Origin of the sequence: Synechococcus sp. N32 (assembly GCF_900473895.1) — a bacterium.
Lineage (GTDB): Bacteria > Cyanobacteriota > Cyanobacteriia > PCC-6307 > Cyanobiaceae > Parasynechococcus.
Map to the genome: position 1 here is coordinate 55,093 of NZ_UCND01000017.1, position 16,120 is coordinate 71,212.

The following is a 16,120-nucleotide window of genomic DNA, read 5'->3' on the forward strand; positions in this document are numbered from 1 at the left end:
TGGAACCGTTGAACGTGCTCAGTCGCTTGAGCTGGTTCCGAAAGCTCGGAAAGGGCCAGTGCTCAAGCTTGAACCCGATGACGTTACAGGGCAGTCGCACGAATCAACACAAAAAAAGAAGCAATTGCGAAGACTCGCCAGCAACCGAGCCATCCACTCCATTGTCAGAAGACCCTGACGCAGGAGAGAGATGAGATTCGACAGCCTTTGTTTCCAAGTCCTGGCCTGGACCGCCGACGGAGAACTGGATCCACTGGACAAGCTTGTGCTGCTCAACAACTTGATCCGGTAAGCCACGCCGAGCGAGCAGATCGAGCTGATTCAGGTGGTGGAGAAATTGGCCCTGCTTCAGCCCGAGGCCACCGTTCAGGTGAGTCATCTCTGACGGTTTTTGATCCCCGGGGATCAGAGGCCGTAGGTCTCGGCAGCCTTGGCCTTGCAGGTGGCCTGGGCCGTCTGGATCCCCGCCCCGTTCTGCACCTCGGCGAGGAAACAACTGCAGGTGTCATCCACCATCCCCTCCGGAGGAACGGTCCCAGCCCTATGAAGCTCGGCCTTAACGGCCGTTTTGCAGAACTGGGTGATCAGGCTGTTGTCCGAGGCTGAAGCAGCCAGGGGAGCCGACATCAGACCAACGGCCAACAGCACACGCATCAAGAGGCCTTGCTGATTTGCAGTTCGCGGTTCATCACGCGCAGGCGCTGAAGGCTGTTGAACACATCTTCCGGCATGCCCTTGGGAAGATCCACCAGGCTGTGATTGTCATAAATCTGGATGCGGCCGATCATCCGGCCCTGCAGACCGGTCTCGCCGGCGATAGCACCCACCAGATTGCCCGGCTTGACCCGATCGCGGTGGCCCACCTCAACGCGGTAGCGCTGCATGTTCTCCTCAGGAGCCCGTGCCGGACGCTCGCGCCGCTCACGGCGGTCCCCTGAATGGCGATCGCGGTCGCGGTCGTTGCGACGGGTGTTCTGAATCCAGTCGTCGTCGCCCTTGCGGAGCAGGGCATCAGGGCCGATGGCCAGGTTGAGCGCCGCCATGGCCAGCTGCTCGGGGCTGAGCTCAAGCTCCGTGGCCACCCGCTGCATCAACTCCTGGAGCAGGGCCGCTTCATCGGCATCAGGGCGTTGGGATTGGGCCGCATCACTCAAACGCTTGCGCAGGCGGTCCAGCCGTCCCTGGTTGATGGCCGTGTTGCCGGGCACCTCCATCGCTTCGATCGGCTGGCCCGTGGCCCGCTCGAGGTTGCGGATGAAACGGCGTTCCCGTGGAGTCACGAACAGAACCGCTTCTCCGGTGCGTCCAGCCCGGCCCGTCCGGCCGATGCGGTGCACGTAGGCCTCGCTGTCGAACGGCATGTCGTAGTTGATCACCAGGCCGATGCGCTCCACATCGAGACCCCGCGCTGCAACGTCGGTGGCCACAAGGATGTCGACCGATCCACTGCGCAGCCGCTCCACGGTGCGTTCCCGTTGGTTCTGGGGGACGTCGCCATTGAGCACCGCCACCTGATGGCCACCGGCCTCAAGGGTTTCGGCGACGGTCAGGGTGATCGCCTTGGTGCGGGCAAAAATGATCACCCCCTCACCACCACAGGCGTCGAGAACCCGCTGCAGGGCCTCGAGCTTGTGCGGCATCGGCACCGTGATCGAACGCTGACGGATCCGCTTGCCTTCCTGATCCTTGGTGCGGATCGTGACCTCAGCCGGGTCCTTGAGATAACGCTTGGACAGGCGACGGATCTCAGGGGGCATCGTCGCGGAGAACAGCACCACCTGACGCTGCTCAGGAAGCTGATCGAGGATCCACTCCACATCGTCGATGAAGCCCATGCGGAGCATTTCGTCCGCTTCATCGAGCACCAGGCTGCGCAGACCGCTGGTGTCGAGCGTGCCCTGACGCATGTGGTCCATCACCCGGCCGGGGGTGCCCACCACCACATCAACCCCGCGCCTGAGGGCACTGATCTGGGAGCGGAAATCCGTGCCGCCGTACACCGCCAGGACCTTCAGATGGGGATGGCCGGCGGAATAGGCCTTGAACGATTCGGCCACCTGCATCGCCAGCTCCCGTGTGGGGGCGAGCACGAGGGCCTGGGGGGTTTTCTGGCCGCTCTCGAGACGCTCGAGCAACGGCAGGGCAAAGGCTGCTGTCTTGCCGGTGCCGGTCTGGGCCTGCCCCACCAGATCGCGGCCGAGCATCAGCTCGGGGAAGGCCGCCCTCTGAATGGGAGAAGGTTCGCTGTATCCCTTGTCCGCCAGGGTGCGGAGCAGGGCCTCACTGAAACCAAAACCGGCAAAACCGGATTCCGGTTCAGCCGATGTGATGGTGGTGGTGAACACCTCAGCATTGGTGTTGGATTCCGGCAGATCGGACGCAGAAAGATCCACTGCGCAGGCGGAATCGTCGCGCTGCTGTTGCTGTTCAGTCATGAAAGGTGGCTTCGCCTGATTGATCTCTGAAATCAGGCTCACAACCTCCCTGCAACGTTAGAGTTGCGCTCTGGTTGTGTTGCCTACGCTTCAAAGGTTGGCAATTAAGTTATCACCCGGCCGTAATCATCCTGCAGCCGTTCGATGTCGTCTTCCCGCAGATCATCACCGTGCTGAACTTCCAGAATCAGCAGATCTGACCCGTCTGCACGGGCGCGATGCACAGCGCCGCAGGGGATCGAGAGCATGACGCCCGCGCTGGCGGCGTGCCAGGTGTCTTCGCACAGCAGAGCCCCCGAGCCGGACACCACGGTCCAACTTTCGCTGCGATGACGATGCCGCTGCAGGGATAACTGCTGCCCGGCACGAACCAGCAGCCGTTTGACCAAATAGTTGTCCCCCTGGCTCAGCGATTCGTACCAGCCCCAGGGACGCTCAACCCGCATCAGTCCACCCGCGTCAGATCAGCGTCACCAGGTCAAGGCTGGCACGGGCACGGGTGATGGCTGTGTACAGCAATCGGCGTTGATGTTCTGCAGCCGGGCCGTCCTCAAGGGTATCTGGCCAGAGCACGATCACCCGGTCGGCCTCACTGCCCTGGGCCCGATGGATGGTGAGCGCAACCGCCGGCTCCAGACGCCGCAAACGGGCTGGATGCAAACGGCGCACCTGCAGCTGGCCGTCCGGATCCACCACCTGGAACAACAGGCGTCGTTCAGAGCCTGCCCCGATCACCACCCCGAGGTCACCATTGGCCAAGCCCAGTTCCGGTTGGTTGCTGCCGCAGATCACCGGCAAGCCGATCGGCCAACGCTCGACCCTGCCGGCGGCATTGGCCCCCAGCAGCGTGCGGTGCACATCATCAAGACTCCACGGCCCCCGGCGACGTGGACAGAGCAACAGGTCCTGCTCGAGCAACGCAAACAAAGGCCGGGATGCCGCCATCAGCTCCTGCTCGGTGCAGCGGTCGAGATCAAACGTCAGTGCCTGCAACTGCTGGAGGCGCTGAATCCAGCGCTGGCGCACCAAGACAGGGAAACGACGCAGGGGCCAGGGATGCACCTGAAGATTGGCCTGCTCAGGCAGGGCGGCCAGATCCGCTGCAAAGGCCTCCAGATTCCCCTGGCGCAGCTGTTGCGCCACCTGGGCCAGGGCACCGCGGTTGCGGTAGGTGCGCTCCAAATGCACGGCGCCGGCACCGAAACGACCGCGCACGTCCGGCTGCTGCAGCCGATGCCAAACCGCTCCACTCCCCACCGGCGGCAACTGAGCTGGATCCCCCACCAAGAGCAGCCGGCAACCACTGGGCAACGCCTCCAACAGAGCCTGGGTCAAGGCCAGATCCAGCATCGACATCTCATCGATCACCAGCAGATCCAGCTCCAAGGGACGCTGGCGGTGCCTGCCGAAGCCACGGCTTCCGGCCTCCAACCAGCGGTGAAGGGTGCTGCAGGGCAACGGAGCCCGCTGCGCCATCACCGCCTCCCCCAGACGCCGGGCCGCCTTGCCGGTGGGGGCCGCCAGACCGATGCGCAGGCCGGGATGGCGGGCTTCCGCCCGGGCCAGAATCTCCACCACCGTGCTGGTTTTGCCCGTGCCCGGACCACCGCTGAGCAGCACCACCGAGGCCTGATCCAGGGCGCGCACGGCGGCGCACTGTTCAGCGTTGAGACGATCCGACAGCTCGGGATCGGCAGCCTCGACGGGTTTGGGAAGCGGAGCATGGGCCCGCTCCACCAGCTCGGCCACCACCTGCTCCATGGCCTGCAACCAGCGGCGCCAGCCCAGCCGATCACCCTGAAGCAGCAGGGGGGAGGCATCCCCCTCCAGCCATCCACTGGCTTGGGCAGCGGCCAGCCGCTCCGGCGTCAACGCCACCGTCAACTCCCCCTGCTCCAAGGCCAGCACCAGATCGCGGCTGAGCTCCTCCAAGGCGGGGGCATCACCCCGGGGCGGGATCCGTCGCCGCAGGGCGGCATGGAGTCCGGCCGTGAAGCTGGAGGGCCAGGTGCTGGTTCCCTGGGGCAGCAGCTCCGTCACGCCGGCACCTCCCCCAGGGCTCGATCCAGGGCCGCGATGCGATTGAGCGGCACGGGTTCAACGATGCGCCCCGGCCCAACAGCATTTTCCGGAGTGGCATTCACCGCTCCGGGCATCCCCCGCAGGAAGCAGTAGACGTAACCCCCCAGATGCTGCTCCGGGTCGTAATCCGGCAGCCGCCAACGCAGATGGCGATGCAGAGCCACCAGGTAGAGGTGGGCCTGCAGGGGGTAGTGGTGATGCAACATCTGCTCCTCCATCGCCTCCTGGGAGTAGTGATGCGGACCACAAAGCCCAGGCTCAGCACCGGTGCGCCGTTCACCGATCCAGTTGCTCTTCCAGTCGAGGACCCACCAGCGTTGGTGCTGGGGGTCCTGGAACACCAGATCGATCGAGCCGGTGAGAAAGCCGCGGCTGTTGATCGAGAGCGATGCCAGCGCCGGGCTGTAGGTGCGGCCAAAACGGGCCTCGGCATCACAACCGAAAGCGGCCACCAGATCGGCCGTGCGCACGTGCTGCACCGGCAGATCAAAACTAAGTTCGGGCAGGCGCTGGTGCGGCCCCAGCCGATCCAGCGATAACGCACCCAGCGGTCCCCCCAGGGGCGTCTGCAACACCTGCTCCAACCCCGTCAACACATCGTTCTGAAGATCGGGATCAAGCCCGGCCCGGCGCAACTCGGCGGCGATCAGCTCGAGCCGTTGGCGGGGTTCAGAGGCCTCCGCCGCAGAGAAGGGGAACTGTTCGAGGATCCGGTGCAGACAGTCCCCGGCCCCGGCCCCGCGCGGGAAGGCCGCCAGCGGCCCCGTCTCGGACCATGCCGGTTCTGCCGTCGCCGCCATCGATTCCACCGTCGATTCCTCGGCGCCGGGATCGCGATCACGACCCTGTTCATGCAGCTGAACGTCGTCGGATGAGGCAATCCAGGCCGAATAACTGGCCCGGCCCCAACTCCGGTCGATCCGCTTGGGGATGGAACCAAGGGCCAACGGCTCGGCCCGCAGCGGAAACCGCCAACGCTTGCCGCTGGGCTGGCTCTGGGCCAGGCCATCGATGCTGATCGGAACCTGTCGCTCCGCCAGGGCTTGGCTCAGCCGCTCATCGGTGAGGCTGTCGATCGCATCCCCAGCGGCCTCAGCTCCGAACAACCAGGCGGGCAGGGGGGATTCCTCCTGGCCGTTGGCCCTGGCCCAGATCAGAACCAACTGTGATTGGGCTCGGGTCACCGCCACATAGGCCAGCCGCTCGGCCTCGGCCGCGGCCTCCCGCTGTGCCTGTTGCGCCGCCTGCCAGCCCTCCCCCCAGTGGACATCCACCCGCACCAGGCACTCTCCGGAGCGGGGGTCACGCCAGAGCGGACCGGACACGGCGGGGGGGGACTGCCAGAGGTAGGGGCAGATCACCACCGGATATTCCAGACCCTTGCTGCGGTGGACGGTGACCACGGCGATGGCGCTGTCGGCCTGATCGCTATGGGGCTGGCGAGCCTCAGGCACCGGCTGGCTGGGGTGCAACCGCTCCCTCCGCAACCAATCCGCCGCGGTGGCCACATCAAGCCCCTGGCGGTGCATCGCCTCCTGCACCAGCCGTGCCGCCTGCTGCAGATCCCCCAGCATCCGGCCCCGTTCCGACAGGCCCGCCATCTGTTCACCCTTGAGCAGATCGGCCAGCGCCCCGAGCAGGCCCAGCCGCGGCATCGCCTCAGCCAAACCGCGCAACTGCAGCGCCAGCTGATCCAACAGGGCCGGCTCCAGGGCATCGGGCGCGATGGTCATCAGTCCCGAGCAGGCCAGCAGACGCAAGCGAGCGTCATCGCCCGGTTCCGCCAGGGCATCCAGGAACCACTGCAACAGCAGGGCAGCTTCACTGTCGAGCACATCGCCCTGGGTCACCAGGCGGGTGGGGAGTCCGCAGACCCCAAGGGCGCGGCGCAGATCTTCCGCCTGTTGATGACGACTCACCAGCACGCAGAGATCTGCAGGGGTGAGGTCGTCCCGTTGCTGCAGTTGCTCCAGCACCATCGCGGCGAGCCGCTGGGGCAGCTCTGCTTCCAGAGCACTGCGGCTGGAGGGCGCCTCGGTGGAGAGCAGCAGCAATTGCAACGCCGGGGCATCCTGCGGTGGGGTGGCGGAGCTGCAGGGCTGCACCGCGGGCACAGGCAGTTCAGATCGGGGGAGCCCCGGAGCCATCAAGCGGTTCAACCCCTCCAGCAGCGGTGCCGTTGTGCGGAAGTTGTCGAGCAGGTGATCGATCCGCTCCACCTGATCCCGCGCTGCCATGTAGGTGGCCAGATCACCACCCCGGAAGCGGTAGATCGCCTGCTTGGGATCCCCCACCATCAGCAGCAGGTGGCGTTCACCACCACCGAAGGCGCGCTGCAGCAGACGCCACTGCACGGGGTCGGTGTCCTGAAACTCATCCACCATCACCGCCCGGTAGCGCTGTTGCAGCGGGGAAAGCCAGGCAACGTCGCCATCGCCCGGGTCCATGGCGGCCAACAAACCGCCAAAGGTGATCACCCCGCGGCGGCGACGGCGGCGGTCCAGCTCCTGCAAGCCCCGTTCCAGCAGGTACTGCCAGGTGCGCTCAATCGGTGCATCCCAGAACGCCGCAACAGCGGCCTGCAAGGCCGGCGTCACCAGGCTGGGGTCGGTCTCACCGCACTTGCGCGCGACCTTGCACCAACTGCCGGGATGGAAGTACTCCTTCAACGGCTTCTCATGGGCGGCAATCTCCAGCAGTGACGGCACTGCGGTCTGCCCATGCAGCCACTGGTTGATCTGGGCGCAGCGATCGCTCTTGGGCTTGGCCGAATAAGGGGTGGTGGTTCCACAGCCCTGGGCTTTCCACTGCTCGGCCGCCTGACGGAACCCGGCATCCAGGGCGGCATGGTCCCGCTGCCAGAGCGGCACGAAGTCGTTCCAGAGCTGCGCCAGCCAGTGCTCCAGCTGTGGGGCGAGGGGCTGGTCGAGATCGATCGCCCCATCAACGGCCCTGAACCGCGGCTGCTGTTCGCCATCGAGTTGCGCCAACCCCCTGCGCAGGGTCTGGGGCGAGAGGCCGCGTTGACGCAACGCCTTGAACTGATCCGGCGGCAGGCTGAGCAGTTCCTGTTGCCACAGGTCCTGAACCACCTCGGCCTGGAGCGCGGTGGCGTCGGTGTCCAGCTGAGGCTCCATCGCCGCCGCGTTGCTGAGGGCCAGACGGCGCAGACTGCGGCGGCAGAAGCCGTGGATGGTGGTGATGTCGGCCCTGTCCAGCTGTTCGAGGGCCACCAGCAAGCGCCGAATCCACCGCTGACGCGCCTCCCCTGGCTCGGAACCCGACAGCCACTCCGCCAGGACGGGGTCTGGAGCGGAAGCCTCCATCCCCTGCTCCAGCTGCTCAAGGCCCTGCAACGCCAGCTGCAGCCGCTGGCCGATGCGGGAGCGCAGCTCTTCGGCCGCCGCATCGGTGAAGGTCACCACCAACAACGCCTCGAGGGCGTGGTCGGCCTCCGTGATCAGCCGCAGGCAGAGATGCGCCAGAGCAAAGGTTTTACCGGTGCCAGCGCTGGCCTCAAGCAGGCGGACCCCAGGGCCGAGGGGGTAGGTGTTGGCATCGAAGCGCTGGGCCATGGCTGGAGTCTGCTCAACTTCGGCCTCAAAACCAGTGTTAACTTCCATGAAGCAGCCGGCGAAAGCTGCGAACTGGACTGGGTGTTGTCACACCCCAGAACAGAAGACGACCTGAGCGAGGGCCTGAAGAACCCTCGCTTTTTTATGGGCTTGTGAACGGATGCAACCCAACCCTTGAGAGAACAGGGGCTTGTGCGGGTGCGGGGCCATCAGGCCAACACGTTGGGGAAAGCCATCGGCCTGTTGTGTCCCCCGAACGTCGTCAGAAATTGGCCCAGCTGCTGGTGCGCAAAGCCGCCGCTGTTGAAAGCATCAACCAGGAACATCGGGCCTACTTCTTCCGCCGTCAGGCCGGCGAGCCCATGGTGATTTCCAACGAACGCATGCGCGAAATGCTCGACGAGCTGTTCGACTAACGCAGCTGGGCCAGAAGGGGGCCGTACAGCAGCTGACACGCCTCCTGGAATCCGGCCTGATCCATCAATTGCTCCGCAGCGATCTCCGTGCCGAAGCAGAGCTGCATCACCGGGGTGGCCCCTTCGTCCTGCCAGGTCTTGCGGAAGACCTGCGGCCCCTCCCCCGGTTTGCGTCGGTCTTTGGCCACCATCTGCCAGCCGCTCTTCGGGGGGACCGGCCAGCACCGCTCCAGCCCCTGTTGCGCCAGCCGAGCCAGCTGCAGCAGCTGGTGCTCGGCTTCAGCCGTCGGCAACACCGACCAGCGCAGATGCACCTCGGCGCCAGCAACCCGGGTGCTTCGGGCCACCACCGCTGAGCCGGCAGCAGGCGCCAATCCCTCAGCGCACAGCAACAGATGCTGCAACCAGCCGCGCATCACCGCCGCGGCCGTGAGCATTCCGGGCTGCACCACCACCTGGGTGTCACCGGCGTAGAGCAGGGGCATCGGCAGGCCGGCGAGCACAGGCACCTCCCGGCGGCAGGGACCAAGCGATGCCAACTGCCGTTGCAGGGCTTGCCAACGCTGCTGCAGTTCCTCCTGCTCAAGGGCCGCACCAGCCCCCGCCGGCAGCACACCCTGGCCCGCCAGCAACGTTGGCCAATCCGGAGACGATCCAAGAATGAACTGCTCCTCAAGCTCGTGATTGAGCAGCAGATAGCGCTGCAGGCCCTCCAACTCGAGCGCCTCGAGATCCTCCACCGCCTCAATGCCTTCCCCAGGCCGCAACCCCCGTGCCTGCAACCAGACCTTCTGGGGCTGCTGCATCCAGGCCAGCAAGGCTTCAGGGTCCAGGGCCAGGTCGTCTCCATCACGTCCCTCGGCCTCTGCCTCGTCATCGACATCGACATCGACATCGACATCGTTCAGGTCGTGCTGCCAGAGCGATGCCCAGGCCAGCCCCTGGACCTGGGCCGAGGCCGGAGCACGATCAACGCAGCGCCGGGCCTCCAGCTGGCGGCGATCACAGCTGAGCGGCGCCTCGGGCCGGAAGTTTTCACGGGAGAGGGGGTTCGCCGCCGGCGTGATCAACAACCCCTCCGTGGAGGCACCGGCCCGTTGCAACTTCTCCTGCAGCACCGCAAGCCACTGCTCCACCGGCGCAGCAGGCGGCTGGGGCTCACCGGTGCGCTCCAGCCGCCCGCACCAGCTGATCAGCAGATGACGGCGTGCCGACATCAAGGCCTCCAGCAGCACGTAGCGGTCCTGGTCGCTGCTGCGGGGATCCCCCAGGCGCCGTTGCTGCTCGAGCAGGTGAAAACCAGGCCGGCGGCTCGGGCGCGGAAAGTCGGCGCTGTCGAGGCCCATCAAGACAACCACCTTGTGGGGAATCGCCCGCATCGGCTCAAGGGCGCTGATGGTGAGGGCGCCACTGCGGTGACCGAAGCGACCGCTGTCCACCGACAAGGCCTCCTGCAGCACCTCCAAGGCCACGGCTGCATCGAGGTCCAGGGGGCAGTCATGGGCCCGCAATCGCCACTCCTCAAGGGCCGCCGCCCAGCTCTGCGACTCATCGGCCCAGGCCCCACCCTCAGCGAACAGCTCCTGCAACAGGGACTGCAGCAGCTGCACCCAGTCATGGCATGGCCGGGGCTGCCTAAGGCGATCGAGCATCCGCGCCAAACGGTCCAGCAGCGTCCACCAGCGCACCAGGCGATCGGGATCCAGCTCCTGCTGAAACGGTGCCGCCCCTGCTGGAGCCAGGCCCGGCTCCACCGGCAGCACCAGGCCCAGCAGCCAACGGTCGAGACACCAACGCAGGCTGTGAACCTCATCCCCACCCCGCTCGCGGGCATCCAAGCCCCAGCGAAAACCGCTGCGTTGCAGCGTCTGGGTGATCAGCACCGCCTCCTCCGGCGTGAGTCCCTGCTGGCCCTGCAGGGCCGGATTGGCCAGCAGACGTTCCAGTCCCGTGGCAGTGAAGCGTGTGGCCGCCAACTCAAGCAACGTGAACATCGCCATCGACAACCCCGGGCTGCTCTGCTGACTGCGGTCGGTGAGGCGCCAGGGCAAATCCACACCGATGGCCGCCGTGTCGTTGAACACGGAGCTGAGCAGCGGTGCATAGCGCTCAATCTGCGGCGTCATCACCAGCACGTCGCGGGGCGCGAGATCGGGATCGGCCGCCAGCCACTGCAGGATGCGATCACGCACCAGTTGCACCTCCCGCCAAGGTCCCGGTGCCGCTTGAAACAGCAGCGACTGATCGTCGGAAGAACGCTCCAGTGCGGGGAGGCTGTCGGCATCCACCAGCTGCTGCTGAAGCTGATCGAGCAGGGTGGGCTGGCGCTCTTCCGCTGCGGCCATCTGCAGGGAACCTGCAAACAGATCCCCTTCGCGTCGTTCCCCCAGCTGCGCTTCACCGGAGCCCTCCAGCAACTGCTGAAATTCGGCACCCATCCGCCCAAGAACGGCCTCCAGGCGCGGCGCCTCCGCCAACCACCCCCCATCGGGCGGAACCAGCCAGTCATCCCCGAGCGAGGCACGCCGACTGCCGCAGCGTTGCCACAGATCCGGACACGGGGTGAGTAGGTAGATCTCCACCTCCAGCAGACCGGACAAAGCCTGAATCAGATCCACCTGCACCGGTGCCAGGGCACTGATGCCAAACAGCCGCAACCGCTCGGGCAGCAGGGCTGGATCAACGTCTCCTCGCCGGAGCCGATCGACGGCCTCACGCACCTGCAGGCCAAAGGGAGCCCTGGGAAGCCGTTGGGCCAGCAGTCGCCAGAGCACGGGCTGCCAGTCGTCATCGGGCCGCGGCCGTTTCCACTGCTCCAGTTGATCGGGGCGGTAGAGGGCGTAATCGTCCATGGCATCGGCGATGGTGCGTGCCAGCTGCCAACGGTCCCGCGTCAACCCCGAGGCGGTTCCTTCACGCTGGGTAAGCCAGGTCCGTAGCGGCTGGGCGACGGGCTGCTCCAACAGCTCCGGCAGCAACTCGAGCACAGCCCACACCAGCTGGCCCGCCCGCCAGGGATCGTCCTCCTGCGCGGGGAGATGCAGCACCTGGCGCACCAACTGCCGCAGGCGACTACCCGGGAAGGGAAAGCGCACCAGGGAACTGATGCCGTTGGCCGTGGCCAGCTGTTCCCCCAACCATCGGCTGGTGGGCCAGGTGTTGACCATCACCTCCACCGTTTCCAGGGGGCCCGGCTGCTGCTCGATCAACTGACGGGAGAGTAAGCGAGCCAGAAATTCAGCCCTGTTGCTTCGGTAAACCGTCAGCAAGGGCCAACTCCAGCCAGCACGGCATCGGTTGCCGCTCCTTCAACCTGAACGACCGCATCGGTTTGCGGGCAGTAGGCCGATAAACAACCGCCGTAGACCGCACCGGTGTCGATCAGAACAATCGCGCCAAGGCGTTCCACCTGGGGACGGGGCGTATGGCCCACAACAACCTGGCCAAAACGACCGTCATAGGCCTCCCAGAAGGGATCACGAATGGAGAGGTCCGGTTGACCCGCTGCATCGAACCCGGCATGGGTGGCGCACCAACCGTCACCGCGATAGACGAGCGGGAGCTGTTGCAGACGCGGCAACCATTGGCGAGCGCTGCTGTCGCCCAACTGGGCATAGGTGGCGTGCTGGCTCAAGCCGTCCTGGGATTCCAGGGCATCAATGAGGTCTTGCTCATGGTTCCCGCGCAGCCACGTGGCACGGCCGGCCTGGACCAGATCCCAGACCAGATTCATCGTGGCGGGAATGGCCTCACCACGGTTGATCACATCCCCGCAGAAGACCAGATGGTCGTTCGGCGGCAGGGTGGCGAGCAGTTGGCATAGGGGCTGATGGCAGCCATGCACATCTCCAATCACCCAGTGCCGGCGGCTGTGCAGGTTCAAAGCAACAACCTGGAGATGCGTCAATTCTGATGCTCAGCCAGGCAGCGCCAAGAATCCGGCATGCAGATCAGAACAAACCGAGAAAGCGCTTGCGCTCCTTGGGTTGGCTCGGGTCTGGCTTGGGTTTTTCGGGGGTTTCCCGGCGGTAGCGGGGCTTGGCATCACCAACGGTGACCAGGGGATCGTTGTTCTTGAACCAGATCCAGTCGCGAATCGGCGGCGTCTCCGTGAGATCACGGCGGGTCAGCCCCAACCCCAGCTTTGCTGAAGCCCCAAGCAGGATGTCCACCATCGCGTCCCCGTCGGGACAGGTCGCCAAGGCCTTGTTGGTTTTCTCCGCACCATCGAGGGCCTGCACCAGGAGTGCAATGCGCTGCTGAACCGGAAGGGAACTGGGATTCATCAGACGGCACCGGCAAGAGCATCGGGAATCCCCGCGGAGGGAGCTTCAAAGGTGCCCACAGCCACATACTCCAAACGGAGTTTGAGGAAGGTGATGAAGGTGGGATCCGTGGACACCACAGCGGCAGCGGGCTGGGGAATGGTTGCCTTGAGCTCAGCCAGCTCAGGAGAAGAGAGGAAAGCCGGTTGCTTCACCAGCCAGAAATCGATGGTCTTGCCGGTTTCGGCGTAGTTGCGCTGGCGCTCCCGCAGCACTTCCTCCAACGGCTCCTCCACGGTGAGGAAGCGCTCGCTGGCTGCAACGAAGTGATAGGTGGTCATCCGGGCGCCTGTCCGAAAAGGGGATCAAGGCGGGGATTCTGAACCAAGACCTTCATATCCCGCACAGCCTGTTGCAGTCCGACGGCGACAGAGCGGGCCACGATCGTGTGTCCAATGTTGAGTTCTTCCATCCCAGGGATGGCCGCGATGGGCTCAACGTTCTGATACGTGAGGCCATGGCCGGCATTGACCCGCAGACCGAGCTGCCGGGCGATGGCCGTGCCCTCCTGCAAGCGCGCCAGCTCCTGGGGCTGGGTGCTCCAGTCGGCATCGGCATAGCGCCCCGTGTGCAATTCCACCCAGCAGGCCCCCGTGGCTTTGCAGGCCTGGAGTTGGGTCGCCTCCGGATCCACAAACAGGCTCACCGGAATCCCGGCGGCCTGAAGGGTTTGCACCATGCCCCCCAGGGAGGCCTCTTGTCCGGCCACATCCAGGCCCCCCTCCGTGGTGACCTCCTCCCGCCGTTCCGGCACCAGGGTGACCATGTCGGGCTTGATCCGCAGCGCAATCGCCACCATCTCGTCGGTGGCGGCCATTTCCAGGTTGAGGCGGGAGCGCACGGTCTGGCGCAGCAACTCCACATCCCGATCCTGGATGTGACGCCGGTCTTCCCTCAGATGCACGGTGATCCCATCGGCCCCACCGAGTTCGGCCAGCAGTGCCATCGACACCGGGTCTGGCTCGACGGTCCGCCGCGCTTCACGGATGTTGGCGATGTGGTCGATATTGACGCCGAGGCTGGCCATGACGGGGCAGTCGTTGGCCGGATCCTATGCAGCTTTGCCTGGGGGATTTAGGTTCTCAGGCACCGAATTTGATCAGCCCGTTGCAAGCGGCCCTGGCGACCCGAGAAAACAGCCTGCGTGTCGGCATCGACAGCTTCTGGGCCCCCCTGGCGATGTTCACCACCCAGGATCTGGCGCTGCGCTTTCAATTCCGTGAGCGTCTGGTGCTGAACCCAGAGCATCTCCCCCATCAGGGCCCGGTGCTGCTGGCACCGACGCACCGCGCCCGCTGGGATGCCCTGATGCTGCCGATGGCCGCTGGCCGTCGGGTCAGTGGTCGCGACTGCCGCTTCATGGTGACTACCACCGAAATGCGGGGGCTCCAGGGCTGGTTTCTGCAACGGCTCGGCTGCTTCCCGGTGGACCAGGGACGACCCTCGATGACCACCCTGCGTCTGGCCATCGACCTGTTGGCCGACGGACAGCAAGTGGTGATGTTCCCCGAAGGCAGGATTCACCGGCAGGACGCGGCGATTGAGCTGCGGCCGGGCCTGGTGCGTTTGGCCCAACTGGCCCAGAGCCGCGGCGTTTCCGTTCCTGTGGTTCCCGTTGGCTTGGGCTACAGCCAGGCCCCACCGAGGCCCTTCAGCCGGGCAGCGCTCTGTTTCGGAGCACCGCTCACCGTGCCAGCCAAGGGAGATCGCGAAGCGACGCGGCAGTTCAACAGCGAACTCGCTGCGGCGATGCATACGGCTGAACAAGCGGCCCGTGCTGCCGTTGGCCGACCGCTTCAGAGCTTCTAAAGTCCGCGCACGTTTTCTTGCTGGTCTCATGGGTTGTCGCGCATTGCTGACGACTGCTGCACTGGTGGCAACCCTGGGCGTTACCGCAGCTCCCGGCATCGCCCAAACCTCAGCCGAGAATCGCGTTCTGGCTCAGAGCCAGGGTGGATTCAACCCGGCGGCCGTTCGTTCGATGCTGGCTGAGGGCGATGCAGCAGCCAGCCGGGGGGACCTGGCCGAGGCGCGGGCTGATTACGACAAAGCCCGCAAAGCCTCCAAGCAGCTGCTGGCCTTCTATCGCGACCTGAGTGGTGCCTTCCGGGGGCTTGATGCTCGGATCCCCCGCGAGATGGACACCAAGGGCCGTGAAGCCCTGGAACTGCTGGCGGAAACCAACCTTCGCCTGGCAGCCCTGTTCCGCCGTCAGAACCAGCCCGAAGTGGCTGTTCCGGTGCTGGTCGAGGTGGTCAAGCTGATGACGCCGGCCAAGCCTCAGGGTCAAAAGGCCTATCAGAGCCTGCTGGAACTGGGCTTTGTTGAAACCGAATTCCGGGGTGCATCGGCTGCCGGCCAATGAGCCGGTCTGTCAGCATCTGAGCCAGTCCCCTTTTGCACAACCGCCGCCATGGTGCAGCCGGATGCCGTTGAAGCCGCGATCCAACAGGTCATTCCCGACGCCAACGTCACTGTTGAAGACCTCACCGGTGGCGGTGATCACCTCCAAGTGACGGTGGTGTCGTCTGCTTTTGCTGGCCTTTCACGCATCCGTCAGCATCAAATGGTGTACGGCGCGCTGCAGCAGGAATTGGCCAGCGAAGCGATTCACGCCCTCGCCCTCAACACCTCAACCCCTTCGGACGCTGCGTCCGCTTAACGCCAACTCACGCTCAACGATGGACCCCTCCACCAAAGCTCGCATCGAAACCCTGGTCGCTTCCAGCCCGATCTTCGTGTTCATGAAGGGCTCCAAGCTGATGCCCCAGTGCGGATTCTCAAACAATGTGGTGCAGATCCTGCACTCCCTCGGTGTGGCATTCGAGACATTTGACGTTCTCTCTGATCCAGAGATTCGTCAGGGAATCAAAGAATTTTCCAGCTGGCCCACCATCCCCCAGGTGTACGTGAAAGGGGAATTCATCGGCGGTTCCGACATCCTGATCGAGATGTACAACTCCGGAGAACTTCGCGAAAAGCTGGAAATCGCTCTCGCTAGCTAACTCAATAGCCCTGGGGATGGCGCATATACAAGGTGCTCACATCCCCGTCAGGGCCAATAAAGCTGGAGGGATCCAGGATCCAGCGATCAATCAATTGCTCAAGACGATGCTGAGAGCGGGGATCAAGCGATCCTGACTTCCTCAATGCATGCAGGTAGCCATCGGAGTACAGCCGCAGCTCCGACGGTGTGTGATATCTCGTCGTCAGCTCCTGACAGGCATCGCAGAGCGATTGGAAATGGCGGATGGCTTCAGGGTCGTCGAGTGATGTCATGAGATACA

The 16,120-nt window shown here is 65.0% G+C and carries 17 protein-coding genes; 5 read left to right on the plus strand and 12 right to left on the minus strand.

Annotated features, from left to right (window positions below):
• Positions 1-103 precede the first annotated feature (103 nt).
• The 6 genes from DXY35_RS12965 to DXY35_RS12175 all read right to left on the minus strand — a co-directional run bounded on the left by DXY35_RS12965 (position 104) and on the right by DXY35_RS12175 (position 8,140).
• On the minus strand, positions 104-379 hold the full coding sequence (locus tag DXY35_RS12965) for a hypothetical protein (protein ID WP_170950643.1): 276 nt from the start codon (positions 377-379) through the stop codon (positions 104-106).
• 26 nt (positions 380-405) lie between these two features.
• Positions 406-627 carry a hypothetical protein gene (locus DXY35_RS12155; protein ID WP_244273160.1) on the minus strand — a complete coding sequence of 74 codons (222 nt, stop codon included), beginning with the start codon at positions 625-627 and terminating at the stop codon, positions 406-408.
• 26 nt (positions 628-653) lie between these two features.
• Positions 654-2,435 (minus strand): DEAD/DEAH box helicase, encoded by a 1,782-nt coding sequence (locus DXY35_RS12160; protein WP_115082584.1) that lies wholly within the window; start codon positions 2,433-2,435, stop codon positions 654-656.
• Between the two features lie 104 nt (positions 2,436-2,539).
• The gene (locus tag DXY35_RS12165) at positions 2,540-2,881 is read right to left on the minus strand and encodes a phosphomannose isomerase type II C-terminal cupin domain (protein ID WP_115082555.1); all 342 of its coding nucleotides are present in this window, start codon (positions 2,879-2,881) and stop codon (positions 2,540-2,542) included.
• Positions 2,882-2,894: 13 nt separating this feature from the next.
• Positions 2,895-4,475 carry an ATP-dependent RecD-like DNA helicase gene (locus DXY35_RS12170; RefSeq protein WP_115082556.1) on the minus strand — a complete coding sequence of 527 codons (1,581 nt, stop codon included), beginning with the start codon at positions 4,473-4,475 and terminating at the stop codon, positions 2,895-2,897.
• Positions 4,472-8,140 (minus strand): UvrD-helicase domain-containing protein, encoded by a 3,669-nt coding sequence (locus DXY35_RS12175; protein ID WP_244273161.1) that lies wholly within the window; start codon positions 8,138-8,140, stop codon positions 4,472-4,474. The genes DXY35_RS12170 and DXY35_RS12175 overlap by 4 nt, the downstream gene beginning before the upstream one ends.
• 197 nt (positions 8,141-8,337) lie before the next feature.
• Between DXY35_RS12175 and DXY35_RS13140 the strand changes: the two genes are divergently transcribed.
• The gene (locus DXY35_RS13140; protein ID WP_006851171.1) at positions 8,338-8,508 is read left to right on the plus strand and encodes a hypothetical protein; all 171 of its coding nucleotides are present in this window, start codon (positions 8,338-8,340) and stop codon (positions 8,506-8,508) included.
• Here the strand turns inward: DXY35_RS13140 and DXY35_RS12185 are convergent.
• The 5 genes from DXY35_RS12185 to DXY35_RS12205 all read right to left on the minus strand — a co-directional run bounded on the left by DXY35_RS12185 (position 8,505) and on the right by DXY35_RS12205 (position 13,860).
• Positions 8,505-11,777 carry an exodeoxyribonuclease V subunit gamma gene (locus DXY35_RS12185; protein WP_115082559.1) on the minus strand — a complete coding sequence of 1,091 codons (3,273 nt, stop codon included), beginning with the start codon at positions 11,775-11,777 and terminating at the stop codon, positions 8,505-8,507. The two genes, DXY35_RS13140 and DXY35_RS12185, sit on opposite strands and share 4 nt — an antisense overlap.
• Positions 11,771-12,391, minus strand: coding sequence for a metallophosphoesterase (locus DXY35_RS12190; protein ID WP_115082585.1), 621 nt, complete (start codon positions 12,389-12,391; stop codon positions 11,771-11,773). The genes DXY35_RS12185 and DXY35_RS12190 overlap by 7 nt, the downstream gene beginning before the upstream one ends.
• A 67-nt stretch (positions 12,392-12,458) precedes the next feature.
• Positions 12,459-12,794, minus strand: a complete 336-nt coding sequence (locus tag DXY35_RS12195) for a hypothetical protein (RefSeq protein WP_114987829.1) — start codon at positions 12,792-12,794, stop codon at positions 12,459-12,461.
• Positions 12,794-13,114, minus strand: a complete 321-nt coding sequence (locus DXY35_RS12200; RefSeq protein ID WP_114987831.1) for an MgPME-cyclase complex family protein — start codon at positions 13,112-13,114, stop codon at positions 12,794-12,796. Before DXY35_RS12200 ends, DXY35_RS12195 begins: the two co-directional genes overlap by 1 nt.
• Positions 13,111-13,860, minus strand: a complete 750-nt coding sequence (locus DXY35_RS12205; RefSeq protein ID WP_115082560.1) for a pyridoxine 5'-phosphate synthase — start codon at positions 13,858-13,860, stop codon at positions 13,111-13,113. The genes DXY35_RS12200 and DXY35_RS12205 overlap by 4 nt, the downstream gene beginning before the upstream one ends.
• A 26-nt stretch (positions 13,861-13,886) precedes the next feature.
• Between DXY35_RS12205 and DXY35_RS12210 the strand changes: the two genes are divergently transcribed.
• Genes DXY35_RS12210 through grxD form a run of 4 tightly spaced genes read left to right on the plus strand, consistent with a single transcriptional unit; the run spans position 13,887 to position 15,838 of the window.
• Entirely contained in the window at positions 13,887-14,642 is a 756-nt protein-coding gene (locus tag DXY35_RS12210; protein WP_170950644.1) for a 1-acyl-sn-glycerol-3-phosphate acyltransferase, read from the plus strand.
• A 28-nt stretch (positions 14,643-14,670) separates the two neighbouring features.
• Positions 14,671-15,198, plus strand: a complete 528-nt coding sequence (locus DXY35_RS12215; RefSeq protein WP_115082561.1) for a hypothetical protein — start codon at positions 14,671-14,673, stop codon at positions 15,196-15,198.
• 48 nt (positions 15,199-15,246) lie between these two features.
• On the plus strand, positions 15,247-15,495 hold the full coding sequence (locus DXY35_RS12220; protein WP_114987834.1) for a BolA family protein: 249 nt from the start codon (positions 15,247-15,249) through the stop codon (positions 15,493-15,495).
• Positions 15,496-15,514: 19 nt separating this feature from the next.
• The gene (gene grxD, locus DXY35_RS12225; protein ID WP_006851683.1) at positions 15,515-15,838 is read left to right on the plus strand and encodes a Grx4 family monothiol glutaredoxin; all 324 of its coding nucleotides are present in this window, start codon (positions 15,515-15,517) and stop codon (positions 15,836-15,838) included.
• A 1-nt stretch (position 15,839) separates the two neighbouring features.
• Here grxD and DXY35_RS12230 read toward each other — a convergent pair whose 3' ends face one another.
• Positions 15,840-16,112: a DUF6761 family protein gene (locus DXY35_RS12230; RefSeq protein WP_115082587.1), complete on the minus strand. Its 273-nt coding sequence runs from the start codon at positions 16,110-16,112 to the stop codon at positions 15,840-15,842.
• Positions 16,113-16,120 lie beyond the last annotated feature (8 nt).